Here is a 25,097-nt window from a genome sequence, read left to right on the forward strand (position 1 = left end):
CGGGCGCATCGCGCGGCACGCGGCCGGAGGAGGGATGGGCGAGGACAAGGAGAAAGGAAGGAAGATGTCACTGCTTGCCAAGAGCAAGGGCGAGGTCACCTACAAGGAGCTCTCGACGCTCCACAAGTGGGCGCTCGTCGTGCTCATCTCTATGGGGTCGTCGATCATCTACGCGCCGATGTACCTGAAAGGAGTGTTCTACGATCCGCTCATGCAGGCGCTCGGATGCACGAACGCCGACCTCGGCCTCATGGTGTCGGCCTACGCCACGGCGGCCATGATCTGCTATCTGCCCTCGGGCATCGTGGCCGACAAGTTTCGCATGCGCACGCTCGCATGGGTGGGCTTCATCGCCACTGCGGTGCTCGTGTTCGCTTACGCCATGCTGCCGTCCGTCCAGATCTGCCTCGTCCTGTTCGTGCTCATGGGCGTCACCTCCATCCTCATCTGGTGGGGCACGCGCTTCAAGGTCATCCGCCTGTGCTGCGAGGAGAACGAGTACGCCTCCAAGATCGGCATCAGCTACTCCATCTACGGTGCGACCGGCCTTGTGGTCGGCCTCATCAACGCCGCCATCATCGCAGCCCTCTCCGGCACCCTCGGCGTGCAGGTTATGATCGGCTTTTTGGGCGTCATGATCGCCCTGCTCGGCATCGCCTCGTTCTTCCTCATCCCCGACTTTAAAGGCGAGATCAACAAGGACGCGAAGCTGTTCAGCCTCAAAGAGGCCGTCCAGGCCGTCAAACATCCCGGCGTCATCTGGGCCTGCATCGCCTACTTCTGCGTGTACGCCGTCTACCAGGGTGCCACGTACACCACGCCCTACCTCACCCAGTGCTTCAACGCCGACGGCAACCTCGTGAACGTGGTCGGCCTCATCCGCACCTACGGCATCGGCTTGGTGGCCGGCCCGGTGGTGGGCTTCATCGCCACGAAGATCAAGAGCCCCTCGAAGGCCATCATGGGCGGCCTCGTCCTGTCGGTGGCCGCGCTTGTCGGGTTCATCCTGTTCCCGCAGGATCCCTCCGGCGCCATCGTCGCCTCCGTCCTTGTGGTCGTGTTCGGCTTCACCACCTACGGTGCGTTTTCCATCGGCTCGTCGCCTCTGTCCGAGGTGAAGATCCCCATGGCCATCTTCGGCACCGCCTCGGGCCTGCTGTCCGTCGTGGGCTTCATGCCCGACGTGTTCATCCACACGTGGTACGGCGCGATGATCGACGCGCAGGGCGCCCAGGCCTTCAACGCCATCTTCGGCTTCGAGATCATGTTCGCCGTCATCGGGTGCTTCTGCCTCGTCATGGTGCTGCGCACCCTCAAGAGGCACTTCGCCTCCGAGAAGCGCGCCGAGGCCGACGCCGAGACGGCGAACGCCTGACGGCCCATTCGTCCGATGCCCGGGCCGTCGCTGCAAACCGGCCCGGGCCCTTCCGAAACGACCGGAAAACCGAGAGGAGAGGGCTTCGTGAACAAGATCGACGTGCTTTCCAAGATCAACCCGCAGATGAAGGCGGTCCTTGCCAAGGAAGACGAGCTGGCAGGGGATGCGAACGACACGAGCGTGGGCTTCGAGCAGATGCGCGAGAACTACGTGGTCGGCCGCGCGCACTGGACCGAGGGCGGCCCCGTCATGGCCGAGACGGTCGATGCCGAGGTGGACGGCCCCCACGGCCCCGTTCCGGTGCGTCTCTACTATCCGACCGAGGAGGCGGCAGCGGCTCGCGCGGCGGGGAAGGGCGCGCTGCCGGCCATCGTGTACGTGCACGGCGGCGGCTTCGTGCTGGGCAATCTCGACACGCACGACCGCATCTGCCGCATCCTGGCCGAACGGACGCGCGTGCCGGTGGTGGCGGTGGATTACCGCCTGTCGCCCGAGGCGAAGTTCCCGAGCGCGGTCGAGGAGGTCGCGGCTGTGGCAGCGCACCTGCACGAGCAGGGAGCCCGGCACGGCATCGACGGCGAGCGCCTGTCGTTCGCCGGCGACTCCGGCGGCGCGCACCTCGGGCTCGCGGCCACGCTGTACCTGCGCGAGGAGATGGGCGGCAGCGGCTTCGTGAAGTGCTGCCTTTTGTACTACGGCTGGTTCGGCTTGGCCGACTCGTCCTCGATGCGCCTTCTGGGCGGGCCGTGGGACGGGCTCACCGAGGCCGACTGGCAGTTCTACATGCAGATGTACGCGAACGATCCCGCCGAGCTGGCGACCAACCCGTACGCGAACCTGTTCCTGAACGATATGGAGCGCGACATGCCGGCCTGCTACATCGCGGCGGCGGAGTACGACCCGCTGCGCGACGACTCGGCCACGCTGGCGGCCATCTGCGAGCAGTACGGCACCCCGTTTCGCTACGAGGTGTTCGAAGGCGTCATCCACGCGTTTCTGCACTACACCAAGATGCTCGATGCGGCCAACGACGCCCTCGAGCACGGCGCGACCTTCTACCGCGAGCAGCTGGGGCTGTAGCGGCGCGCCGCGAAGCGGCCGTGTCGAAGATCGGCGAGGGGCCGCGGCGGAGGAGGAATCTTCTGACGCATTCGGAAGGGAAGGGCTGTTGCGAGATTGCGCCTCGTGGGGATGCGATAGAGATTCCGCCCCCTGCCACGCAAATACGGTTTCAACGGGGGATCGGCCCCGTTGCATGAACATCGAAGGAGGATCAGCATGGATTTCAAGTTGACCGACGAGCAGGAGCTCATCGTCGACAGCTACCGCGAGTACATGGAGAGCGAGAACTGGGAGACGTACTTCCATGAGTGCGACGAGAAGCACGAATACCCGCTGCGCTGGGTCAAGGGCCTCTGCGAGCTGGGCTTCGACCAGATCATGCTCCCCGAGAGCCACGGCGGCCTGGGCCTTGAGCAGCCGTGCGTGACGCTCATGGCCGTCTACGAGATCCTCGGCAAGTACGGCGCGCCCACCTACGTGCTCTACCAGCTGCCCGGCTTCGAGACCATCATCCGCGAGGGCACCGAGGAGCAGATCGAGGCCGTCATGTCCACGCTCGGCTCAGGCGAGCAGATCTGGAACTCCGCCTGCACCGAGCCGGGCGCCGGCAGCGACGTGAGCTCGCTCGCCACCACGTACAAGCGCGAGAACGGCAAGATCTACCTCAACGGCACCAAGACCTTCATCACGTCGTCGCTCGGCGTGAAGTACCTCGTCATCATGGCGAAGAACGCCGACGACGAATCCGTGTTCACCGAGTTCTTCCTCGATATGAGCAAGCCGGGCGTGAAGCTGTCTCCGCTCACCAAGCTGGGCCTGCGCATGGACAGCTGCTGCGAGGTGTACATGGACAACGTGGAGCTCGAAGAGAAGGACATCTTCGGCAAGGAGGGCAACGGTTTCATGCGCGGCGTGTCCGACTTCAACTTCGAGCGCTGGCTGGTGGGCGCTTGCGACTACGGCACCGCCATCAGCGCGTTCGAGGACGCCATGAAGCATGCGAACACCCGCATCGCCTTCGGCAAGCCCATCAGCCGCTTCCAGCTCAACCAGATCAAGATCACCGACATGTGCATCAAGCTCACGAACATGAAGAACATGCTCTACGAGGCCGCATGGAACGCCGACAACAACGGCGGCAACTTCGACCCGGCCGCGGCCGCCATGTGCAAGTACTACTGCGCCAACGCCGCCTTCGAGGTGGTCGACGACGCCATGCAGATCATGGGCGGCATCGCCGTGGCCTCCGAGCACCGCATCAACCGCATCTGGCGCGACCTGCGCGTCGACCGCGTCTCCGGCGGCACCGACGAGATGATGATCCTCGCCACCTCCAAGGGCGCCTCCATCAAGTACCGTCAGTAGCATGTCTTGCTCGTTCGCCCCGCAAGGCGGGCGGGCGCTGCGAGGCCGAGGCCCGCGCCCCTGCGCTCCCTTTGGGGCGCGGCGGGCGGCGGGACCTTCGTTCGGTCGTCCGGGCGACCCCGCCCCGGGGTTCCGAGGCCTCGTGCCGGTTCACCGCGCTTGCGCGAACACATGAAAGGAGATCAGCAATGTCCGCCATTCCCACCGAAAAGCCGTCCTTCGGCGTACTCGACGACGTGAAGGTCGTCTTCGCCGCCATGGAGGAGGCCATTCCGCGCGCCTGCAACATCATGGCCGACTGGGGCGCCGACGTCACGTGGCTCGAGAACACCGGCTACGGCGACACCGTGCGCGACGCGAAGAACGCCGCCCAGGCCGAGCGCCGCAACTGCCGTTCCGTCGCGCTCAACCAGTTCACTCCCGAGGGCAAAGAAGTCCTTCTGCGCATGCTGAAGGACGCCGACATCTTCTTCGAGTCCTCCAAGGGCGGCACCTGGGAGCGCAAGGGCTTCACGGACGAGGACATGTGGGCCGTGAATCCCAAGCTCGTCATCGTGCACTGCTCCGGCTTCGGCAAGGTGGGCGACCCCGACCGCGTGAAGCGCCCCGCCTATGACGGCACCGTGGGCCCCTACGCCGGCTTCACCTGCCAGAACGGCACGCCCGAGCAGCCGATGATCACCATGCCCTACTCCGGCGACTACATAAACTCCTACCTGTTGATCGCCGCTTCGCTGGCCGCGCTGCGCAAGGCCGAGCGCACCGGCGAGGGAGAGAGCATCGATTGGGCCATGTACGAGGGCATCATGTACATGAGCCAGTACTATCTCGTCGACTATCTCAACGACGGCATCAACTGGGGCCGCGCCGGCGCCCGCAACCAGAACCTCTGCGGCATCGGCGTGTACAAGTGCGCCGACGGCTTCATCGCCCTCAACCTGTTCGGCATCCGCCAGAACAAGTGGATCATCGAGGAGCTGGGCCTCGGCGAGCAGTGGGGCACGCCGGAGCTTCCCGAGGACACCGCATCGCTGTGGCTGTCCATGCCCATCGCCAAGGAGTTCGAACGCCGCCTCGAGGCGTGGCTTTCCGAGCGCACGAAAGCGGAGCTCGAGGACATCCTCGCCGAGCACGCCATCGCGGCCCAGAGCGTCCTTGAGTTCGAGGACATGGTGAAAGACGAGCACATGAAGCTGCGCGGCAACTTCGTGGAGTGGCAGACCAAGGACGGAGAGACGTTCAAGGGCCTCTCGCCCATGCCCCGCTTCGAGCAGACGCCGGGGCGCATCTGGCGCCCGATGCCGGCCCAAGGAGGCGACACGATGGATGTGCTGACAAAGCTCGGCTACACCGAGGACGAGGTGCGCGCGCTCGCCGAGAAGGACGTCGTGAAGGTGGGCGAGAACTAGTCCGAAGTTCCGAAAGCTAGGCGAGCGAGACGATGGGATGGCCCCTGCGCCATGGGTAGCGGGGGCCCGCGAAGGGCGCGTTCGGTTCGCCTGCGCGCTCTTCGCGCAAGCAGGACGCGATGCCGGAGGGCGCAGAGCAAGGCGGATGCGTGGGAAAGCGAGGCGAGGGCATGGGCGGCATCATGGGTGACGGGAACCTCCGCGCCCTCTGGGAGCGGCTCGCTGCGAACCGCGGCGAGCATGTGTTCATGACGTTCGAAGACCGGCGCGGCTCCGTGCGATCCTACACCTACGCGGAGTTCGACCGCCTTATCAATCGGACGGCGAACTGTCTGCTCTCCCTCGGCGTGGAGGCGGGTCAGAACGTTGCGGTGCAGCTGTACAACTGTCCCGAGCACGTGTCCGTTGCGGTCGCCCTTGCAAAGATCGGAGCCGTGGCGGTGCCGATCAACATGCAGCACAAGCTCGAGGAGTGCGCCTACGTCCTCAAGAAGTGCGGCATCGACGCGGTGGTATGCGAGCCGGACTGCCAGTACTACTACCTTGAGGAGGCTGCGGGGCCCCGGCGGGAGACATACGGAACGCTCGGCGAAGGGGAGCGTCCCTACTCCTTGTCCCGCGTGCTTGTAAGCCATGCGAAGGGTCAGGAGCTTTACGGCGAGGCCATCGACTTCGACGCCGCGGTAGCCGCATGCTCGGACGAGCTCGTCGAGCGACGTCCGCTCGACGAGCTCGACACGTGCATGATCATCTTCACGTCGGGGACGACGTCGTGTCCCAAGGGCGTCGAGCTCACCCATGGCAATTTCCTGTTCGGCGGCGCCTACGGCGCCTGGCAGTGTGGTCTCGGACCCGACGACCGGTTGCTCACCACCATGCCCGCGTTCCATTCGAACTTTCAGACCGCGGCTCTCATGCCGGTGCTCTGCGCGGGCGCGACGCTCGTGTTCGTGGAGAAGTACAGCGCGCGTCGCTATTGGGGCCAGGTGCGAAAGCACGGCGCCACGGCCGTCCAGCTCGTGGCCATGATGGTGCGCACGATGATGATGCAGCCGTGCGATCCCGCCGAGCGAGACCATTGCGTGCGGTCGGCCCAGTACTACTTGGCCATCTCCGACGAGGAGCACGATGCGTTCGAGGGGCGTTTCGGCGTGCGTTTGCAGAACTGCTACGGCTCCACCGAATCGGTGTGCTGGGTGCTCACGGATCGGCCCTGCGGCGAGCGCCGCTGGCCGAGCGTGGGGAGGCCGGGCCCCGGGTACGAGGTGGAGATCAGGGAGGGGGGTCGAGCGCTCCCCGTCGGGGAGGTGGGCGAGATCGCCGTGCGCGGCGAGCGTGGCATAGCTCTCATGAAGGGCTACTACGCCGATGCCGAGGCCACGGCGCGCGCGGTGGACGAGGGCGGTTGGTACCTGACAGGCGACAAGGGCTACCGCGACGCCGATGGCTGGTTCTACTTCGTGGATCGCAAGAGCAACATGATAAAGCGCGCAGGCGAGAACATCTCGGCGTCCGAGGTGGAGGATGTGCTCGCAGAGCATCCTTTCGTTTCCGAAGCGGCTGTCATCGGCGTGCCTGATCCTGTGCGCGACCAGGCCGTCAAGGCCTTTGTAGTGCTCGAGCGCGGGACAAAGGCGACGGTGGAGGAACTCGTGGGGCACTGCGCTCGCCACCTCGCCGACTACAAGGTGCCCACCATCGTCGAGATCGTGGAGGATCTGCCCCGCACGAGCGTGGGCAAGGTTGCGAAGAAGCTTTTGGTCTGAGGCGCCTGCACCCCTGGGCGCTGTGTCTCGGTGTCGAGAAGGGTGCTGTGGCGCTCGGGCGCGCGGCGGTGCGACCGCAGAGAGGGAGGAGGCCCCTATGGCCATCAGCACGGATATCGTCGGCACGACGTTCGGTCCGTTCGTGCGAGACTACACGTTCAGGGATCTCGAGATATGCGCCCTGGGATGCGGCGCGGGCTGGGACGGCGAAACAGACTTGGAGTACGTGAACGAGCATGACGCGGAGGATCCAGCGCTCAAACCTTTGCCCGTTTTTGCCGTGCCGCTCACCGTCAACGAGGAGGTGACGCGCACGCTCGATTACGGATTCGACTACTCGGGATCGCTGCACTACGGCGTCGACGTTCGCTTTCATGCGCCGTTTCGGATGAACGACCGCGTGGAGACCTACGTCACCCAGGAGGCCATCTGGGATCGCGGCGAGGGCCGTGGATCGCTGTCCAAGCAGGTGGGGAAAACGTACTCCTCGGACGGCACGCACCTGTGCACGGTGGACACCTACGACTGCTGCATCCACGACGGCGGTTGGGGAGGCCCGCGGCCGCCGAAGGACGCGGTCGATTACCCCGACCGCGCTCCAGACGCCTTCAAGGACGAGCGCTACGGGCTCAACTGGCCGCTCGTGTACCGCCTCATGGGCGATTGGCATCAACAGCACATCGACTGGGCCTATACGGAGCAGACGGGCCTTGCGCGCCCCATCGCCCATGGCGTGAGCACCGCCGGCGCGGCCATGCGCCACGTCATCTCGCTTCTGTTCCCAGGCAGTCCCGAGCGCATGACGCGATTCAAATGCCGCTTCACCTCCCCGGTGCTGCCTGGCGCGGTGCTGCGCACGCAGGTGTGGGCGATGGGCGAGGGGCGCGCGCTCTTTCGCGTCGTGGATGCTTCCGATGAATCGGCCAAGCCGTACTTGAACGCCGGCATCGTGGAATGGGCGTAAGCCCGACCGTTTGCCATTCGCCGTGGCAGGGTGCCTGCTTCGCCGCCGATGGCGGGCGCCGCGGCCAGCCTCGAAAAGGGATCGATGCGGAAGGAGCCGAGGACATGAACGATGTGAAGCGGATGACGCAGGTGACAAGCCCGCCTTCGTTCGGGTTGGTCGAGCCCGCCGATGCGGCCGACGGGACGAAGCGTATCGGCGGGGAGATGGTGGACAAGGTGAGGCGTTCTGCCCGAAAGACCATGGACGACGTGGCCATGACGCCGTTTCTGCGCAAGATATCGTTGTTCTCGAGCGGCGGGTCGTTTTTGGACGGCTACGTGCTGTCGCTTATCGGCGTGGCGCTCACGCAGATCACGCCGTTGTTCGATCTCGCATCGGTCGAGAGCGCGGCCATCGGCGCATCGGTGATGCTCGGCATCTTCTTCGGCACCATCTTCGGAGGCTACCTCACCGACCTCGTCGGGCGCAAGAAGATGTTCACTATCGACATCGTGGCCATCGCGGCGTTCTCCCTTTTGAGCGTGTTCGCCTCCACGCCGTGGGAGCTTGTGGTGGCGCGCTTCTTCATCGGCGTGTTCGTGGGCGCCGACTACCCCATAGCCACGTCGCTCATAGCGGAGTTCACGCCCAAGCGGCATCGTTCGGTGTCCATGGGCATGGTGTCCGCTGCGTGGTACCTTGGCGCCACCGTGGCGGCGGTGGTCGGCTACGCGCTGTACGAGGTCCCCGATGGTTGGAAGTGGATGCTCGGATCGGCTGTAATTCCCTGCGTCGTGCTTTTGGTGGGCCGTCATGACATTCCCGAGTCGCCGCTGTGGCTTGCGCAGAAGGGCCGCAAGGAGGAGGCCGACGCCGTCGTGCGACAGGTGTTCGGCGACGAGGTGGAGCTCGATTTTGCCCCGGTCGAAGGGAGGCCGTCGTTGTCGGCGGTGCTGCGCTCCGGCTATCTCAAGCGCATGGCGTTTCTAGGCGTGTTCATCCTATGCCAGGTGGTGCCCATGTATGCCATCTACACCTTTGGCCCCGACATCATGGCTGCCTTCGGGTTGAACGAGGGGCGGGAGGCCATCCTGGGCGAGAGTGCCGTGAGCTTGTTCTTCCTCGTCGGCTCAGTGCCGGCCATGTTCTGGCTGAACTCCATGGGCCGCCGCAGGCTTCTGCTCGTCAGCCTGTCGTTCATGTTCGCAGGGCTTGCCGTGCTCGGCGCGTGGCCCTCTGCTCCCGTGGCGGTGGTCGTGGCGGCGTTCGGCCTGTACGCGTTCTTCAGCGGGGGGCCGGGCATCCTGCAGTGGCTCTATCCCAACGAGCTGTTTCCCACCGAGGTGCGCGCGAGCGCGGTGGGCATCGCTATCGCCTTCTCGCGCATTGGCACCATCGCGGCCACCTACGGCACGCCGCTGTTCCTCGATGCGTTCGGCGTGGGGCCGACGATGCTCGTGGCAGCCGGCCTTGTGGCCTGCGGACTCGTCCTGTCGTACTTCATGGCGCCTGAGACGCGCGGCAAGTCGCTTGCGGAGACGAGCTCGCTCGACCCGGGAGACGCACGTCCGCGCGGCGCGTAGGGTGGCACCTGCCTAGCTCGCCCCGGTTCTCATCCCGGATTCCGAGGCCAGGCGGAAGCGTCCGCCGGGATGGCCTCGGTCTTCCAGCTCGTCCGCACCCTCCGGCTCGGCCCGCATCCCTGCCCGATGGGCGCGGTCCGCCTGGATCGCAGGCGCCTGCTTCCTTTTTCGCGTCCAACGGTCAAAAAAGAGCCGGTTTGGCAATCTGCAGGGTGGATCGGACGCTTCGCTTCGGCCTTCTGGTCGAGAAAAGCCTGGTCACTTTCCCTCCGAATTCGGCAAAGCGTTTTGACGATTGCCAAACCGGCTCTTTTTTGACAGCCGAAGGCCTTTTCAACGTCAGGGGCGCGGCAAGCGCGGGTTTTCCAGGAGCATCCCATGCAAGACGTGTTGCCTCGCGCGCCAGGAAGGCTGCCCGCTGCGCAAGCGCACTCCGAGTCGCGTTCGCAGGATCTGCGCGATGCGGTCGAGTTCGATGAGGTTCCGGGCGCTCCCCGACGTCACCGACACCACCGTGAACCCGCGGTTCAGGAGGACGTTGCGTCTTCTCGCATCGTCCGCTGCCTGTCGGGGCCCGTGGAACTCCGAGCTGTCGTATTCCAGGGCGATGCGGGCCTCGTGCCAGACGAGGTCGCAGAAGCACTGCCGGTCCTCGGCGGCGAACCGGCCGCGCCGCTTGGGCCGGATCTCGCGGTTCATCTGCGGTTTGGGGAGGTTGTACCCGCCCAAGCGCACTGGAAGGCACAGCAGCATGACCATGCACGTCTCCATGGGCGAGGCAGAGCCGGAGGCGATGAAGCGCAGCGCTTTGCGCGCCTTGACGGTTCCCGGCATGTCGCCGGCCGCCTCGATGAAGCGGCCGAGCCGCGCAACCGTGGTGAAGGGGCGTTCGAAGCCGTAGTCCGCACGGGCGACCGTCGGTATGCCGTACGTGCCGCAAAGCTCGAAGCCGAGCCTGACGAGCGCGATGGGCGGCAGCTTGGTTGCCATCTGCACGAAGCAGAGCTCTGGAGAGCTGACGAGCACGCCCTCTGCAAGGCGGACGAACGATCCCCGCGGATAGGTCGACGAGCTCACGTGGCAGGCCGCGAGCTCGCTTCTGCTGCGGGACGCGGCGTCGGGCACGAGGACGTGCAGGGGAAGCACCAGGTTGGCGATCTTGAGGCCTGCGATGCCTTGGATGTCGCGCAGGGCGACCTTGCCCTGGGGCAGGGGCCGGCCCGTCCGCCAGCAGGGGGTCTTGCGCGGGTCGGCGTGCAAGGCGAGCGCAGCCGTTCCCTCCTTCAAGGAGGACCATACTTGGAGGGCCGATATGTGGCTGACAAATACGCTCATGCTGCCAACCTAGCATGGCCGCCGTGTGGTTGCCAGCATGTGAAGAGTGCGTTGACCAGGTGTTACCATGAGCAGAATTTCCGCTGGATCTGCGTCGGGATTCTGCTTGATTCCTGCAAGATCCGTGCAAGGTTTCTGCAAGGTCGACGGAGGGGCCGCGAGATGCGGACGCGCATGTCGCGGTTTTCGCCCTTCCCTGCCAAAAAAGAGCCGGTTTGGCAATCGGCGAGAGCATGGTTTGCATAGCGGTTTCACGTGATCTGGGGCGATAGGCTGTCGAATGCCGCGCAGGAGGGGCGAGCGACGCTTTTGGATTGCCAAACCGGCTCTTTTTTGGCGGGGAAGGGCATATTCCTCGGCAGGCTGGGTTCTGAAAGGGAAGCGAGGCTCCGAGGGAGGACGAAAGCATGCTCTCCGAGGGAGAGGGCGGAAACATACTCCTCGAATGAAAACCCCGGGCTGGCGAGGGCCCGGGGTTCAGCGCGCCGGCGGGTGGTCCGCAGGCGTCGAATCGGCCCGCCGAAGCGGGAAGGGGAGGGTGAGGGAGGCTACTTGCCGATCCAGTTCGGCTCGCGCTTCTCGACGAAGGCGGCCGGGCCCTCGATGCCGTCGGCGGTCTTCTCGAGGAAGCGGTAGGCGGCGTCGGAGTAGCGCATGGCGTCCTCCTCGGACATCTGGTCGGCGGCGTGCACGATGTACTTCGTCCACTTCAGGGCCAAAGGAGCGTTCTTCAGGCAGGCCTCGGCCAGCTCGATGGCCTTGTCCATGACCTCCTCGGCCGGCACGACGTAGTTGATGAGTCCGAGCGCCTTGGCCTCATCGGCCTTGATCTTCTTGCCGGTGAGCAGAAGCTCCATGCAGTCCTTGCGGTTGATGTCGCGGGCGAGGCGCACGAGGCCGCCCGTGGAGGCGATGATCCCTAAGCCCACCTCGGTGCAGCCGAACTTGGCGCGCTCGGAGGCCACCACCATGTCGCAGGACAGCGCGATCTCCATGCCGCCGCCAGCCGCCGATCCGTTGCAGGCCGCGATGACGGGCTTGGAACACAGGCGCGCGGTCAGGCCGCCGAAGCCGTGCTCGGTCACGGTCTGGCACTCGCCGCCTTCGGAAAGCTCGGAGAGGTCCTCGCCCGCGCAGAACACCTTGCCCGTGCCGGTGACGATGATCGCGCGCACGGCGGGATCGGTCTCGGCGTTGTTCATGATGTTCTCCATGGCCTTGGAGGTGACGCCGTTCAAGGCGTTCGCCACCTCGGGGCGGTTGATGCGGATGATCAGCAGGCCGTCCTCGCGCAGCTCGGATACGACGGTGTCGGTGCCATAGTAATCTGCCATTGTTCCTCCTTGTCTTATCGACGGATGCGGCGTTCGCGTCGAGCGCTTGCGCGCCTTCGGCGCGTGTTTCCATCTTGCGATGCGCGCCGCGTGCCGCGCATCGCAAGCGGCGCGGTATCTCGGCGATACCGAAAAACCGGTTATCGCAAGAAACGCAGTAGAGAACGTTGGGACGGCGGAAAAAGGGGCTCGATCGCGAATCTCCTGCGCTCTGACGCGAGGTGCCCTGCTCCAATCTCGGATTCTCGCGCGACCTTTTCGCGAAGCGGGGTTTGACGCGTCGCGTTGCGGTCCCGCATGAGGGGTCGCGAGGGGCGTGTGCGACTTCGAGGCGGGATGGCCGCCCGTCGGCGCTCCGAGATGCAGCGTCTCGGGAGCGAGCGCGGCGTCCGTCCCCAGGGGCTTTCTGCGAGCGCGTATCCGTACGTCGCCTCCTTCGAGGCCTCGAAACGGCGTGACGAGCGCGTCTGCGCGATCCCGGAGCATGGCGCGATATTTTCCGCAGGCTAGTCCGATATCGCAAAATCGCAGGTCGTGCATAGTTAAAAGGTGAGTAACGAGAGATTCGCAGCCATTTTGCGATGCCTGCGCTATCCGTGCGCGTCATAGTGCGCTCAACGAAACCGTCGCCCCTGGGGTGCGGTCGGCGCGCTCGGTTCCCGAAGCGCGTGCGCGAAGCGGAAAGCGAGCGCAGGCGGGTTCTCGGACGGGGCGCCGCATCGTAAGCGCATGTTGTGCGAAGAGAACGAGAAGGGAAAGGTTAGCATGAACATTGTTGCCGCTTTCAAGGTTGTTCCCGACGATCAGGACATCCAGGTGGCCCCCGACCGCAGCCTGGACTACTCCAAGGCCAAAAACACCGTGTCCGCCTACGACCTGAACGCGATAGAGGCCGCCGCTCAGCTGGCCGCCGCCGAGCCGGGGTCGAAAGTGGTCGCCGTGAGCGCGGGCCCCGCATCGATCGACGACTCCAAGCTCAAGAAAAACGTGCTCGCCCGCGGCGTGGACGAGCTCTACCTGACCGCCGACGACGCGTGCGCGAACCTCGACGCGAATGCGACGGCTGCCGTGCTCGCCGAGCTTCTGTCCAAGGTGGGCGCTTGGGACGTCGTGCTGTGCGGTGACGGCTCGGCTGACAACTACGCGCAGCAGGTGGACGTGCAGTTGGCTGCCCGCTTGGGGGTTCCCGTGGTGAACGGCGCCACAAGGATCGTCGCCAAGGGCGATGCGCTCGAGGTGGAGCGCACGCTCGAGGACGTCGTCGAGACGGTGGAGGTTCCGCTGCCGGCCATCGTGTCCGTCGCGCCCGACATCGCCGAGCCGCGCATCCCCGGCATGAAGGACATCCTCGCCGCCGGCAAGAAGCCCATGAACGTGGCCGGGACGGACGCCTCGTTCGGCGCGAAGGTCGAAGTGGTCTCGTGCCAGGCTCCCGAGCAGGCCGACCGCAAGCTCGAGATCATCGACGCCTCCGAGGACGGGGCGATCGAGCGCTTCGCCGCCGCCCTCAAGGCCGCGCTGTAAATTTTGACACCTTCATCCGTCGCACAGAGAAAGGCAGGGTTGATACCCATGAAAGCACTCGTTATCGCCGAAAGACAGGATGCCGCGCGCGAGCTTGCCGCCGGCGCCCGCACGATGGCCGACGAGGTGGTGCTCGTCTCCTTCGGCGAGGCTCCCGAGGGCGTCGCCGACAAGATAGCGCGCATCAGCGTGCCCGAGGGCGCCGTCCTCGACGACGCCGCCGACACCGTGATCGCCGTGTTCGACGCCGAGGCCCCCTCCGTCGTGCTCGTCGAGCCCACGCGCCACATGAAGACCATCGCCGGCAAGCTGGCGGCCCATGCAGGTGCGTCGGTCATCACCGACGTCATGTCCTTCGAGAACGGCGCGAAGAGCCTCTATTTCGGCGGCGTGGCCGAGCGCGTGCAGAAGCCCGCGACAGACGTGGCCTTCTACACCGTGTCCGCTGGCGCGTTCGCGGGGCTGGAGGCATCCGGGGCGAACGTTGCGGAGGACGTGGCGTGGGTGGCTCCAGCAAACCCTGTGAGGCTTTTGGCCTCCAAGCCCATCGAGAAGAGCGGCGTTGATCTGTTCAAGGCCGACGCCGTCGTCGCGGCCGGCCGCGGCTTCGCCGAGGAGGCCGACCTCGATCTCGCCCGCGCCCTTGCCGAGAAGCTCGGCGGCGGCTTGGCGTGCTCGCGTCCGCTCACCGAGGGCGTGAACTGGCTGCCCACCGAGCTGTACGTGGGCGTGTCCGGCCTCATGCTGTCGCCGAAGGTCTACGTGGCCGCCGGCATATCGGGCCAGATGCAGCACATGGTTGGCTGCAACCGCTCGGGCAGCGTGTTCGCCATCAACAAGGATAAGAACGCTCCGGTGTTCAAGCAGTGCGACTACGGGATCGTCGGTGATGTGAAGGACGTGCTGCCGGCCCTCGTGGAGGCGTTGTAGGCAGCACGTATCGAGCGTCCGCGCGCCGGCACATCGCGCTCGGATGCCGACAGGCGCCGGCCGTCATCCTGCGCGACGGCGGCCGGCCTTTTCCCGCCAAGGGAAGAGACGTGCTTGGAAAGGGACGAGACGGCAAGGTGCGGGCGCTGTCCGGCACGTTGCGACGAGAAAGGAGAGCCCAAGGTGGCTGAAGCTGATTTCGACGCGATCGTCGTCGGCTCCGGGTGCGCGGGCGCCGTGGCGGCCTACGAGCTCGCAAAGGCCGGCAAGAGCGTCCTCGTGGTCGAGCGCGGCAACTTCGCCGGCGCTAAGAACATGACCGGCGGGCGCATTTACTCGCATTCGCTCAAGAAGGTCTTCCCGGATTTCGAGCAGGAGGCTCCTCTCGAACGAAAGATCACTCACGAGCGCATGGCGTTCATGGACCCTGAGAGCCAGATGGCCATCGACTTCACGAGTCCCGAGCTTGCCGAGGAGGCCAAGGATTCCTACAGCGTGCTGCGCGCGCCGTTCGACCAGTGGCTCGCGAGCAAGGCCGAGGATGCCGGTGCCGAGTACATCTACGGCATCGCCGTGGAGGAGCTGCTGAAGGACGAGAGGGGCAAGGTCGTCGGCGTGCGCGCCGGCGAAGACGAGATCACCGCCGAGGTGACGATCGTCGCCGAGGGCGTGAACTCGCTTCTGTGCGAGCGTAGCCTTGGCAATCCCCGTCCGAAACCCAGTCAGATGGCCGTTGGGATCAAGCAAGTGTTCGAGCTGCCGGCCGCCCAGATCGAGGATCGCTTCCTCGTGCCCGAGGGCGAAGGGGCGGCGATGCTCTTCGTAGGCGACTGCACGCACGGCAACGTGGGCGGCGGCTTTTTGTACACGAACAAGGACTCCATCTCGCTCGGACTCGTGGCCACTATCTCGCTGGCCGCCGACGGTGCGAACGAGACGCCGGTCTACCAGATGCTCGAGGATTTCAAGAATCATCCGGCTGTGGCGCCCATCATCCGCGGCGCGAAGCTTGTGGAGCACTCCGGTCACATGGTTCCCGAGGGCGGTTACGACATGGTTCCGCGCTACGTCTTCGACGGCGCGCTCGTGGCGGGCGAGTCGGCGGGCCTGTGCATGAACATGGGATATCAGGTGCGCGGTATGGACTTCGCCGTGGCATCCGGCCAGATGGCTGGGCTTGCGGCCGTGAAAGCCCTCAACGCGGGCGACACGTCGGCCTCAGGGCTGTCCTCTTACAAGACGGCGATGGAAGACTCCTTCGTCATCAAGGACCTGGAGACGTTCCGCAGATGGCCCCATGTCATGGAAGGCTGGTCGAACATGTTCACCGACTACCCGGTCATGGCGAGGGAAATATTCAATGCCCTGTTCAGCGTGGACGGCGAGCCGCAAAAGCCGCTCGCGAGGCGCATGATGCCCATCGTGAAGAAGCGCGGCCTGCTCAAGCTGGCCGGCGAGGTGAGGAAGGCGGTGAAGTCGCTGTGAGCAAGGTCAAGGAGATCACGGTCAACGTCGACGAGTTTCTGGCTATCGACAAATACGAGGTGGACGAGGAGAACGCCCATATCGAGCTTGTGGACGATCCTGATACGGAAGAGTTTCTGAAGCTTGTCCGCGTGTGCCCGGCAGCGCTCTACAAGATCGACGAGAACGGCGCGAAGTCCTTCGACTACGCCGGCTGCCTCGAATGCGGCACCTGCCGCATCGCCTGCGAGGGAACCATCGTCAAGAAATGGGAGAATCCTCAGCCCACCATGGGCGTGGAGTACCGGTACGGCTAGGGTTCGGGAAGGGTTTGCGGGACGGAGCCGAGGCTTCTGCCTTCCCGTTCGGACCCTTGCCGCACAGGGTTCGAAACGACGGTACGATGCGTCCCGCGCCCGTTGCTCGCGATCGGCGCGGGCGACGGGCGCTGTTCGTCCGTCCGCCTTCTCGACAGGTTGGAGCCGATGCGGGATCGCCAATGCGGTCGGACGCTTTCTCCGGTCGGGCCCGTAGAGCGCGACAGTGCTTCCTGCGCCTTTCCCGGGTGGTGCTCGCAGCGGGCTTCTCCCAAAGGTCGCGAGCTTGCGACCGGGCGCCTCCGGCCTGTCGCGAAGGCCTTTCGATCGCGTGCTTGCGCACGCTGCGCCCCGTTCGGCAAAGTAGGTGCTCGGAATGGCACAGATCGCGTCTTGTGCATAGATATCGCGCTATTTTCGCCTCGACTGGCCGTTCTGAGAAAAGCATGGTCGGTAAAACGTCAGGTCGTGAGGGACCGGACGCCGGTCATATGCTGCGAATCTATGCGCAAAACGCGATCTGTGCCGCTTAGACTGCGTCGTTCCGTCGAAACGTGGGCCGCGCGACGGCATGCGGCCTTTTGGTCGTCGCGGCGCATTGAGAGTGCGGTGCCGACTCGGCGAGGCGGGGTCCCCGAGGGCACCTCGGTCGAAATTGCCGCTCTTCGCGATGCGCTCCGTATGGGTTTTGCGGGAAGACGAAGGCGAGACGGTCGGTCCGGCTTCGATCTTGCCCCGGCGGGCATGCGGGGCCGCCTCCGCCTTTGCGTCTTTCGACGTGCGCGCTCTCGTCGCAGCGCATTGGTGGGAATCGCACGTCGAGAGAGGCTTGCGACCTTTCCTCTGCAACGCTCTCGAAGCGCTGACGGATCGGTGACGCTCCGGCGGCGAATCCTCCGCCGGAGCGCTGCGCCTCCTCGCGGAAGTTAGGGTGGGTGCACGCAACCCATCGAAAGGAGTTCCGCATGAGTACGCTTGTCGTGCTCGGTTATCCGAGCGAGTCCGAGGCGAAGGCCGCCTACGAGAAGATTCTCGATCTCGACCAAGACCTTATCGTCAGCCTGCAGTCCGTTGCCGTGGTGGCGCGTCGCGCAGGCGGGAAGTACGAGGTGGTCACACCCGGATCGGAGGTGGGCACAGGCGCGGTATGGGGATTGTTCTGGGGCGTGCTTTTCGGTCTTCTGTTTTTCGTGCCCCTTGTCGGCGCGGCGCTTGGAGCCGGTATCGGAGCCCTCACGGGCCTCGTCGTGAAACACGGCGTCGACCGAGATTTCCAGGATCGCGTGCGCGACCTGCTGTCCGCCGACGACAGCGCGGCCGTGTTCATGGTGGTCGGCGGCATGACCACCGATAAGTTCGTCCAGGCCCTCAGGCCCTTCGGCGGAGACGTGCTGCAGACGTCGCTGTCGTTCGAGGACGAGGAGGAGTTGAAGCACTCCCTGTTCCACGAGTAATCGTCCAGCGCGCGAGCTCTGTCGCAAAGCGAAGCCGCCTCCGGGCGGCTTCGCCGTGTTTCCAGCATCGATTGGGCGTTTTCAGCCCGGCGGCGGCTTTCGCGAAAGGATGCCGCCTCTCGTGAGGTAGAATGACGAAAAGGCCGCCTTCGAAGAGGGGAGATCGGGCATGGATGAGAACAAGCTGGGGAAGAAGATAACCACCCTGCGCGAGGCGCACCGCCTCACGGCGCAGGACCTGGCCGACCGCTGCCAGTGCGACCTTGCGGTCATCGAAGGCCTCGAGGCGGGGGAGGTGCCGGCCTCGCTCGCGCCGCTCATCAAGATCACGCGCGCGCTGGGCGTGCGCCTCGGCACGCTCATGGACGACGACGAGAACCTGGGCCCCGCCTACATCGACGCCGGCCAGATGCGCGAGGTCGAGCGCGTGAAGAGCCTCGAGACCACCTCCGGCGGCGATCTCAGCTACTTCAGCCTGGCCGCCGGCCGCCCGTCGCGGCACATGGACCCGTTCGTCATCACGGTGGACCCCACCGGCGAGACCGACCATGAGCTGGTGGGCCACGAGGGCGAGGAATGGCTTTACGGCATGGAAGGCGTGATCGAGATCGAGTACGGCCGCGAGGTCTACGTGCTGCATCCGGGCGAGAGCATCTACTACGACTCCATCGTGCCGCACCAGGTGCGCGCCCACGACGGGCAGAAGGCGAAGTTCCTCGCCGTGGTCTACACCCCGATCTGATCGGGGTGTAGACCCGACGCAGCCGCCCTCGCTGACTTGCTACGCCAACCTGTGCGGCCAGCATGCGCCCTCGGGGCGCATGGGCGGGTCGTTCCGCCCCGCCCGGCCGAACCTGCGAGAAAAGAGGCCCCTATGCCCGAAACCGAAACCCCCGCATCCGCCCCCGTCCCGGGCGATCCCGACTATCCGCTGCACTCCGAGAAGACCATCGGCCGCTACTTCCGCGACCAGGTGGCCGCAGACCCCGACCACGAGTTCGTCGTGTACCCCGACCGCATGCTGCGCTGGACGTACCGCGACTTCGACGAGCGCACCGACAACCTGGCCCGGGGGCTCCTCGCCATCGGCCTGCGCCCCGGCGACCACCTGGGCGTGTGGGCGCGCAACATCCCCGACTGGCTCACGTTCATGTACGCCACCGCCAAGATCGGCGTGGTCATGGTCACGGTGAACCCCATCTACAAGTCCCACGAGCTGGACTACGTGCTCAAGCAGTCCGACATGAAGGCGCTCTGCGTCATCGACGCCTACCGCGACGTGGACTACCTCCAGATCATCCGCGAGCTCGTTCCCGAGACGCTCACCCAGCAGCGCGGCTACCTGGAGTCGGAGGCCTACCCCTGCCTCAAGCACATCATCTACATGGGCCCCGAGAAGCACCGCGGCTGCTACAGCGTGCCCGAGCTCATCCTGCTGGGGCAGCACGTGCCGGCCGACGCGCTCGAGGAGGCCGAGACCCACTTCGACAACAACAGCGTGGTCATGATGCAGTACACCTCCGGCACCACGGGCTTCCCGAAGGGCGTCATGCTCACGCACCGCAACATCCTGAACAACGGCTTCTACATCGGCGAGGGGCAGAAGCTCACGGCCGACGACCGCGTCACGCTGCCGGTGCCCTTCTTCCACTGCTTCGGCTGCGTGCTCGGCGTCATGGCCAACCTCACGCACCGCTCCACCATGATCATCGTGGAGGACTTCGACGCGGGGCTCGTGCTGCAGGCCATCCACAAGGAGCGCGCCACGGCCGTCTACGGCGTGCCCACCATGTTCATCGCCGAGCTCAACCACCCCGACTTCAACATGTTCGACCTGTCCAGCCTGCGCACGGGCATCATGGCCGGCAGCCCCTGCCCGCCCGAGACCATGCGCGAGGTCATGGACAAGATGTACATGAAGGAGATCACCATCTGCTACGGCCTCACCGAGACGAGCCCCGTGTTCACGCAGACGAGCGCCGACGACGACATCGAGCACAAGTGCGAGACGGTGGGCCGGGCGCACCCGCCGGTGGACGTGCGCGTCATCGACCCGGCCGACGGCCACATCTGCGCGCCCGGCGAGCCGGGGGAGCTGTGCTGCCGTGGCTACAACGTCATGAAGGGCTACTACAAGATGCCCGAGGCCACGGCCGAGGCCATCGACGCGGACGGCTACCTGCACTCTGGCGACCTGGGCACCGTGGACGAGGACGGCTACTACCGCGTGACCGGGCGCATCAAGGACATGATCATCCGCGGCGGCGAGAACATCTACCCGCTCGAGGTGGAGAACTTCCTGCTCACCATGCCCGGCGTGCTCGACGCGCAGGTGGTGGGCATTCCCGATGAGCGCCTCGGCGAGATCGTGGGCGCGTTCATCCGCGTGCGCCCCGGATACGAGGGCATGACCGAGGAGGACGTGCGCGCCTTCGCCATCCCGCGCATCGCGCGCTACAAGGTGCCCAAGCGCGTGTTCTTCGTGGACGACTTCCCCATGACGCCGTCCATGAAGGTGCAGAAGTACAAGCTCCGCGAGATGGCTGCGAAGCTTGTGGGCGCCGGGAGGTGAGGACGTTCAGTTGGCGCACGGACGCCAGCACGCGGCCGCAGGCGCAGGGTCTGCGCGCGAGGATCCTGCGCCTGCGCATGGAAGACGGGCCGGACTCGTCGCTGCCGATCTCGGATGCGACGAAGCGGTCTCGCTCGAGGCGTTTGGGCGCCGCCGCTGCGTCGCCGACCGCTCCCGCCGAAGAGCCTCTCACAGCATCCTTGCGTTCGCCGGCTCCTTCGGAGCCGTGCGGCGGTAGCGAACGGCGGGGCGCCCCAGCACGAGGGTGGCGACGACGTGCTGGCCGTGACGAAGGTCCAGCAGTCGCCGAAGGGAAGGGGACAGGCGCGTCGCAACGGTGAAGAAGCCGCTGTAAAGCACGCCCAAGCCGCACGCCTCCGCCATGAGGGCCATGTTGGCGGCGGCGAGCGAAGCATCCACCCGGTTCTTCGATACCGTCATGATGGCCACCGGCGCGTTCTTGAAGAAGAAGCGCTCGTCGATCTTTATATGCGCTATCGAGGGGCGCAGGAGCTTCGCGAGCGGCAGCAGCCGACGAAACAGGCGCACCGCCACGCGCTCGGCCTCGGGGAGCGCGTCCCGAAGCACGATGAACTCGACCTCTTGGGCGTTGCTGCCGGTGGGCGTGACGCGGCCGGCTTCCACGATGCGCGCAACCTCATCCTCGTCGACGGGTCGAGAAGCGAACCGTCGGATGCTTCGGCGGGCTCGAAGAGCGCGCAGAAGCTCGTCTGCGTCCAAACGCTCGTTCCCGTCAAGCTCCACCGGCTCCTCGTCGAATCCGGTCATCGAAACCGCGCCTTCCGGGCAGACGGCCACGCAGTGTCCGCACATGATGCAGCGTTGTGTGGCAACGTGCGCGATGCGCTCCTCCAAAGCGATGTTGCCCATAGGGCAGTCGTCCCGGCACAGGCCGCATCCCGTGCACGCCTTCGCATCGATGCGCACTTCGTGCGGGCGCCTCATCGTGAATTCGCCTCGCTTCCCCAGCACAGCTCGTCGTCCATGACGTAATGGCGGTGCCGTCCTCGCGATGCGCTTTTGTACTCGATGGCTTCGGTCGGGCAGCCGCCGATGCATGCCATGCAGTGCGTGCACGTTCCCTGCCAAGTCGGCCGCCCTCCCTCGAGCCGGATGTTGTTCAGGGGGCAACGCGCGGCGCATCGCCCGCATGAGATGCACTCATTGGATACGGAGAAGCCCTTGTCATGCACGAAGCAGCGGTAGAACAGCACGTTCACGGGCCCGCTTTCCAGCCTCTCAGCCAAAGTGGCTCGTTTCGCAGGGAAGGGCTCGCCCGCGCGCACGAGCTCGGCGAGCTCGTCGATCCTCGGACGAGCCTTCTCCATGATCGCCCGGCATTCGCTTTCTGTCGGCGTCGGACCCAGGGCAAGGTAGTTCTCAGGCATCGCCACGCCTGCGAGGCCTCGGAATCGAAGCCCTATCCGCTCGCAAAGCCGTCGGGCGTACGGTGCCGCGTTGCCAACGCTGCCTCCGCAGGTGAGAACGAAGTACGCCTCGCGCGAGCCCTCGAAGCGCGCCGACTCCATCCATCGCTCCATCACGACGGGCACGCGCCACGAATAAGTGGGCGCGACGAACGTCCACGGGCGGTCCGAGCGGAACGAGCCCGTCGTCCCGTCTTTGATCAGCCGGTTGACGGAGATCAGCTCGTCGTCGAGGCGTTCGGCCATTTGCACAGCCGCTCGTTGGCTGTTGCCGGTGCCGCTGAAGTAGAGAATCATGGCTCTCCTCATGTTCGCTTGCGATCCGATATGAGACATACTGTATCATGTTGAAAGGGCATCCGATACCTGCGTTGCGGGACAAAGGGGGCGCATCTGTATCATGGACAAGAGGAAGGCCGAGAATCGGCGGGTCAAGGACCGTTTGCTGGACGCTCTGCTCCAGATCGCGGTCGAGAAGGAGCTTTCGCAGGTGAAGGTGACCGAGCTCGTGAGGCGCTCGGGCGTGGCCCGGGCATCGTTCTATCGCAACTTCGCATCGGTCGAGGACGTCGTCGACTACGGTATCCGGAGCATGGCCCGCCGGTATCACGAGGGCATGCCCTGCGCCGCCCCGCACAGCCTGGAGGCTATGGCCTACAAGTTCCGCTTCTACCGCGATCATGCCGATGCGGTGCTGGCATTCCATCGCGCCCGGGCATCCTTTACCCTGCTCGAAGTGCTTACCGAATGCGAGATCGCCGAAACCGGCGACATGCCGGCGAGTTCGATCGAGCGGTACGAGCCATACTATTTCGCCGGGGCGTTCTGCAGCATGCTCGTGTGCTGGCTCGAGTCCGGCATGCGCGAAACCCCCGAGGCCCTCGCCGAGGAGTTCCTGCGCATCTCGCGCCGGACATGAGGCGATTCGGGCGATACGCGCTTTGCCCTCCTCGTCGTTTCGCCAGTTCGCCGAAAATGTGCAGAAGTTGCGTCCACGCCCATGCGAACTAGGCAAACCGGGGCCGGTATGGTATAAAGGCTAAGCAAAGCAGCAGCGGACATCTCGTTCGCGCGCACCATACTTTCGACACACGAGAAAGTGGGCTTGTTCCCGCTTTCTTTGTTTGTAAGGCCCCGCGCAGGGCGCGGGGTGGGCGGAACCGAGCGGATAAGGAGGGCGATCGTGCTCAGCGGAAAGGAGCAGCAGCTGCTCGACGCGCTGTCCCCGCGCGCGGAGGTCGAGGGCGTCGAGATCGTGACGGTCGAGGTCGCAGGCGCGAAGAAGGCGCCGACGATCCGGGTGTTCATCGACACGCCCGACGGCGTGAGCTTCGACGAGCTCGCGTCTGCGCAGGCCTGGGTCAACGCGATCATGGATGAGCTCGACCCGTTCCCCGGGGCGTACACGCTCGAGGTGTCGTCTCCCGGCATCGACCGGCCGCTGCGAACAGCGGAGCACTTCGAGCGCTTCGCCGGCCAAACGGCCGTCGTGAAGACTGCGCGCCCCTTGGGCGGCCGCAGCTCGTTCACGGGCGCGATCATGTCGGCTTCCGACGACGAGGTCGTGCTCGATGTGGATGGCGAGCATGTGGCCCTTCCCCTTGACGGCATAAAGCGCGCCCATCTCAAAGGCGTGATCGATTTCAGCTCGTAAGAGAGCATCAGAGGAAAGGAAGCGAAGACGTGGCAACTTCAGAACTGATCGAGGCCTTGCAGGCGCTGGCTCACGAGCGCAAGATCGACGAGTTCTACCTCATCGAGCGCCTGGAGCAGTCGCTCGCCAAGAGCTACGAGCGCATTTTGGACCTCGAGTGGGACGCCCGAGTGACCATTGATCGCCAGACGGGGCGGATATACGTCTACGAGCTTGTGCCCGTGGGCGAGCCCGATGAGGAGACCGGCGAGTACAGCGAGTTCGAGGAGAGGGATGTCACGCCCGCCGACGTGAGCCGCATCGCCGCCCAGAACGCCAAGGGCGTCATCGCGTCCATCGTGCGCGAGGCCGGCCGCCAGTCCATCTACGAGGAGTTCGCGGGTCGCGTGGGCGACCTCGTGACGGGCACGGTGCTGCAGGGCACGCCGGAGTTCACCATCATCAAGATCCGCGACGGCGTGGAGGCCGAGCTTCCCCACTACGACGCGAAGCGCAACCCCGGCGAGCGCAACGAGCGTCCCGCCGGCGAGCACTACCGCCACAACCAGCGCCTCAAGGTGCTCATAATCGACGTGCGCGATCCGAACTCCGACGCGCCGAAGATGCGCGGCGAGCAGGCTCGTCCGGCCATCGTGGTGTCGCGCACGCATCCTGACCTCATCCGCCGCCTCTTCGAGATCGAGGTGCCGGAGATCTACGACGGCATGGTGGAGATCAAGTCCATCGCCCGCGAGCCGGGCGCGCGCAGCAAGATCGCCGTGGCCTCGCGCGAGGCGAACCTCGATCCGGTGGGCGCCTGCGTGGGCCCGAAGGGCAGCCGCGTGCGCATGGTGGTGGAGGAGCTGCGCAACGAGCGCGTGGACGTGATCCAGTGGGCCGAGGATCCGAAGGTGTACGTGGCCAACGCGCTGTCGCCGGCGAAGGTGACGCGCGTGCTCATCGACGAGGACACCCACTACGCCACCGTCGTGGTGCCCGACGACCAGCTTTCCCTGGCCATCGGCAAGGAGGGGCAGAACGCCCGCCTCGCCGCGCGCCTGACCGGCTGGCACATCGACATCAAGAGCGCGAGCTTCACCGGCGAGCCGCTCGCGCCGGTGGACAACATGCTCATCGACGAAGAGGACGCCGACGACGAGGCGGGGCTGTGCGCCCACGTGAGCGAGGACGGCGTCCGCTGCCGCAACCACGCTCGTCCGGGCAGCCGCTTCTGCGGCATCCACGCCGACCTCGACGAGGCGTAGGGCGCGGAGGGAAAGGCGGCAGGTCATGGCGACGGTGAAACGGCAGCGAAGCTGCATCGCATGCGGGAGGCAGGCCGACAAGGTGGCCCTTCTGCGCATCGTGCGCGATCCGTCCGGAACCGTGGCCTTCGACGCGACCGGCCGCGCGCCGGGCAGGGGGGCGTACGTCTGCTCCGAGGAGTGCTTCGCCGCCGCATGCAAGAGAAAGAAGCTCGACCGAGCGCTCAGGACGACGCTCGAGGGCGATGTGTACGAACGGATCGCCGCCGAGGTCGCCGCGGCTGCGCGCACAGCGAGATAAGAAGTAGAGGA

The 25,097-nt window shown here is 65.5% G+C and carries 22 protein-coding genes; 18 read left to right on the top strand and 4 right to left on the bottom strand.

All coding sequences use genetic code 11. The features are described from left to right. Nucleotides 1-64: 64 nt before the first annotated feature. The 7 genes from B5F40_RS07480 to B5F40_RS07510 all read left to right on the top strand — a co-directional run bounded on the left by B5F40_RS07480 (nt 65) and on the right by B5F40_RS07510 (nt 9,509). The gene (locus B5F40_RS07480) at nt 65-1,375 is read left to right on the top strand and encodes an MFS transporter (RefSeq protein ID WP_087193777.1); all 1,311 of its coding nucleotides are present in this window, start codon (nt 65-67) and stop codon (nt 1,373-1,375) included. Nucleotides 1,376-1,462: 87 nt separating this feature from the next. Further along, entirely contained in the window at nt 1,463-2,458 is a 996-nt protein-coding gene (gene aes / locus B5F40_RS07485) for an acetyl esterase (RefSeq protein ID WP_087193721.1), read from the top strand. Nucleotides 2,459-2,656: 198 nt separating this feature from the next. Continuing rightward, complete coding sequence (gene caiA / locus B5F40_RS07490; protein ID WP_087193722.1) at nt 2,657-3,805, top strand: crotonobetainyl-CoA dehydrogenase; 1,149 nt, start codon at nt 2,657-2,659, stop codon at nt 3,803-3,805. Between the two features lie 188 nt (nt 3,806-3,993). Beyond that, nucleotides 3,994-5,214, top strand: coding sequence for an L-carnitine CoA-transferase (caiB, locus tag B5F40_RS07495; protein ID WP_087193723.1), 1,221 nt, complete (start codon nt 3,994-3,996; stop codon nt 5,212-5,214). Between the two features lie 149 nt (nt 5,215-5,363). Continuing rightward, complete coding sequence (caiC, locus tag B5F40_RS07500; RefSeq protein ID WP_239442946.1) at nt 5,364-6,980, top strand: crotonobetaine/carnitine-CoA ligase; 1,617 nt, start codon at nt 5,364-5,366, stop codon at nt 6,978-6,980. Between the two features lie 97 nt (nt 6,981-7,077). Further along, complete coding sequence (locus B5F40_RS07505) at nt 7,078-7,944, top strand: MaoC/PaaZ C-terminal domain-containing protein (RefSeq protein WP_087193724.1); 867 nt, start codon at nt 7,078-7,080, stop codon at nt 7,942-7,944. Between the two features lie 104 nt (nt 7,945-8,048). Next, nucleotides 8,049-9,509, top strand: coding sequence for an MFS transporter (locus tag B5F40_RS07510; RefSeq protein ID WP_087193725.1), 1,461 nt, complete (start codon nt 8,049-8,051; stop codon nt 9,507-9,509). A gap of 339 nt (nt 9,510-9,848) precedes the next feature. Here B5F40_RS07510 and B5F40_RS07515 read toward each other — a convergent pair whose 3' ends face one another. Beyond that, nucleotides 9,849-10,844: a hypothetical protein gene (locus tag B5F40_RS07515; protein ID WP_087193726.1), complete on the bottom strand. Its 996-nt coding sequence runs from the start codon at nt 10,842-10,844 to the stop codon at nt 9,849-9,851. A gap of 548 nt (nt 10,845-11,392) precedes the next feature. Further along, nucleotides 11,393-12,178 (bottom strand): enoyl-CoA hydratase/isomerase family protein, encoded by a 786-nt coding sequence (locus B5F40_RS07520; protein WP_087193727.1) that lies wholly within the window; start codon nt 12,176-12,178, stop codon nt 11,393-11,395. A 765-nt stretch (nt 12,179-12,943) separates the two neighbouring features. On the opposite strand from B5F40_RS07520, the gene fixA reads away from it, so the two are divergent. The 7 genes from fixA (at nt 12,944) to B5F40_RS07560 (ending at nt 20,439) form a co-directional block, all read left to right on the top strand. Continuing rightward, a complete protein-coding gene (gene fixA / locus B5F40_RS07525; RefSeq protein WP_087193779.1) occupies nt 12,944-13,702 on the top strand; it encodes a putative electron transfer flavoprotein FixA in 759 nt (252 codons plus the stop codon). Between the two features lie 48 nt (nt 13,703-13,750). Next, entirely contained in the window at nt 13,751-14,632 is an 882-nt protein-coding gene (locus B5F40_RS07530) for an electron transfer flavoprotein subunit alpha/FixB family protein (protein WP_087193728.1), read from the top strand. Nucleotides 14,633-14,815: 183 nt separating this feature from the next. Beyond that, nucleotides 14,816-16,117, top strand: a complete 1,302-nt coding sequence (locus tag B5F40_RS07535; protein ID WP_087193729.1) for an FAD-dependent oxidoreductase — start codon at nt 14,816-14,818, stop codon at nt 16,115-16,117. Beyond that, a complete protein-coding gene (locus B5F40_RS07540) occupies nt 16,114-16,413 on the top strand; it encodes a ferredoxin family protein (protein WP_087193730.1) in 300 nt (99 codons plus the stop codon). The genes B5F40_RS07535 and B5F40_RS07540 overlap by 4 nt, the downstream gene beginning before the upstream one ends. A 965-nt stretch (nt 16,414-17,378) precedes the next feature. After that, nucleotides 17,379-17,867: a DUF1269 domain-containing protein gene (locus tag B5F40_RS07550; RefSeq protein ID WP_087193732.1), complete on the top strand. Its 489-nt coding sequence runs from the start codon at nt 17,379-17,381 to the stop codon at nt 17,865-17,867. Nucleotides 17,868-18,036: 169 nt separating this feature from the next. Next, the gene (locus B5F40_RS07555) at nt 18,037-18,609 is read left to right on the top strand and encodes a helix-turn-helix domain-containing protein (protein ID WP_087193733.1); all 573 of its coding nucleotides are present in this window, start codon (nt 18,037-18,039) and stop codon (nt 18,607-18,609) included. A gap of 132 nt (nt 18,610-18,741) precedes the next feature. Continuing rightward, nucleotides 18,742-20,439 carry an AMP-binding protein gene (locus tag B5F40_RS07560; RefSeq protein ID WP_087193734.1) on the top strand — a complete coding sequence of 566 codons (1,698 nt, stop codon included), beginning with the start codon at nt 18,742-18,744 and terminating at the stop codon, nt 20,437-20,439. Between the two features lie 189 nt (nt 20,440-20,628). Here B5F40_RS07560 and B5F40_RS07565 read toward each other — a convergent pair whose 3' ends face one another. After that, a complete protein-coding gene (locus B5F40_RS07565; RefSeq protein WP_087193780.1) occupies nt 20,629-21,405 on the bottom strand; it encodes a nitroreductase family protein in 777 nt (258 codons plus the stop codon). Continuing rightward, nucleotides 21,402-22,184 carry an EFR1 family ferrodoxin gene (locus B5F40_RS07570; RefSeq protein WP_087193735.1) on the bottom strand — a complete coding sequence of 261 codons (783 nt, stop codon included), beginning with the start codon at nt 22,182-22,184 and terminating at the stop codon, nt 21,402-21,404. The genes B5F40_RS07565 and B5F40_RS07570 overlap by 4 nt, the downstream gene beginning before the upstream one ends. Nucleotides 22,185-22,287: 103 nt before the next feature. On the opposite strand from B5F40_RS07570, the gene B5F40_RS07575 reads away from it, so the two are divergent. The 4 genes from B5F40_RS07575 to rnpM all read left to right on the top strand — a co-directional run bounded on the left by B5F40_RS07575 (nt 22,288) and on the right by rnpM (nt 25,086). Then, nucleotides 22,288-22,806 carry a TetR/AcrR family transcriptional regulator gene (locus B5F40_RS07575; RefSeq protein ID WP_087193736.1) on the top strand — a complete coding sequence of 173 codons (519 nt, stop codon included), beginning with the start codon at nt 22,288-22,290 and terminating at the stop codon, nt 22,804-22,806. 264 nt (nt 22,807-23,070) lie between these two features. Then, nucleotides 23,071-23,541: a ribosome maturation factor RimP gene (locus tag B5F40_RS07580; RefSeq protein WP_087193737.1), complete on the top strand. Its 471-nt coding sequence runs from the start codon at nt 23,071-23,073 to the stop codon at nt 23,539-23,541. 29 nt (nt 23,542-23,570) lie between these two features. Further along, on the top strand, nt 23,571-24,785 hold the full coding sequence (nusA, locus tag B5F40_RS07585; RefSeq protein ID WP_087193738.1) for a transcription termination factor NusA: 1,215 nt from the start codon (nt 23,571-23,573) through the stop codon (nt 24,783-24,785). Nucleotides 24,786-24,810: 25 nt separating this feature from the next. Then, nucleotides 24,811-25,086, top strand: a complete 276-nt coding sequence (gene rnpM, locus B5F40_RS07590) for an RNase P modulator RnpM (RefSeq protein WP_087193739.1) — start codon at nt 24,811-24,813, stop codon at nt 25,084-25,086. Nucleotides 25,087-25,097: the final 11 nt, after the last annotated feature.

The sequence above is a fragment of the Gordonibacter sp. An230 genome (assembly GCF_002159915.1).
Lineage (GTDB): Bacteria > Actinomycetota > Coriobacteriia > Coriobacteriales > Eggerthellaceae > Rubneribacter.

Bases quoted from the DNA above. Each gene is read 5' to 3' on its own strand.
- B5F40_RS07555 (WP_087193733.1), top strand. From the start codon at position 18,037: ATGGATGAGAACAAGCTGGGGAAGAAGATAACCACCCTGCGCGAGGCG.
- B5F40_RS07565 (WP_087193780.1), bottom strand. From the start codon at position 21,405: ATGAGGCGCCCGCACGAAGTGCGCATCGATGCGAAGGCGTGCACGGGA.
- B5F40_RS07575 (WP_087193736.1), top strand. From the start codon at position 22,288: ATGGACAAGAGGAAGGCCGAGAATCGGCGGGTCAAGGACCGTTTGCTG.
- caiB (WP_087193723.1), top strand. From the start codon at position 3,994: ATGTCCGCCATTCCCACCGAAAAGCCGTCCTTCGGCGTACTCGACGAC.
- B5F40_RS07510 (WP_087193725.1), top strand. From the start codon at position 8,049: ATGAACGATGTGAAGCGGATGACGCAGGTGACAAGCCCGCCTTCGTTC.
- B5F40_RS07515 (WP_087193726.1), bottom strand. From the start codon at position 10,844: ATGAGCGTATTTGTCAGCCACATATCGGCCCTCCAAGTATGGTCCTCC.
- B5F40_RS07550 (WP_087193732.1), top strand. From the start codon at position 17,379: ATGAGTACGCTTGTCGTGCTCGGTTATCCGAGCGAGTCCGAGGCGAAG.
- fixA (WP_087193779.1), top strand. From the start codon at position 12,944: ATGAACATTGTTGCCGCTTTCAAGGTTGTTCCCGACGATCAGGACATC.
- B5F40_RS07570 (WP_087193735.1), bottom strand. From the start codon at position 22,184: ATGATTCTCTACTTCAGCGGCACCGGCAACAGCCAACGAGCGGCTGTG.
- B5F40_RS07480 (WP_087193777.1), top strand. From the start codon at position 65: ATGTCACTGCTTGCCAAGAGCAAGGGCGAGGTCACCTACAAGGAGCTC.
- B5F40_RS07520 (WP_087193727.1), bottom strand. From the start codon at position 12,178: ATGGCAGATTACTATGGCACCGACACCGTCGTATCCGAGCTGCGCGAG.
- caiA (WP_087193722.1), top strand. From the start codon at position 2,657: ATGGATTTCAAGTTGACCGACGAGCAGGAGCTCATCGTCGACAGCTAC.
- B5F40_RS07560 (WP_087193734.1), top strand. From the start codon at position 18,742: ATGCCCGAAACCGAAACCCCCGCATCCGCCCCCGTCCCGGGCGATCCC.
- rnpM (WP_087193739.1), top strand. From the start codon at position 24,811: ATGGCGACGGTGAAACGGCAGCGAAGCTGCATCGCATGCGGGAGGCAG.
- B5F40_RS07505 (WP_087193724.1), top strand. From the start codon at position 7,078: ATGGCCATCAGCACGGATATCGTCGGCACGACGTTCGGTCCGTTCGTG.
- B5F40_RS07530 (WP_087193728.1), top strand. From the start codon at position 13,751: ATGAAAGCACTCGTTATCGCCGAAAGACAGGATGCCGCGCGCGAGCTT.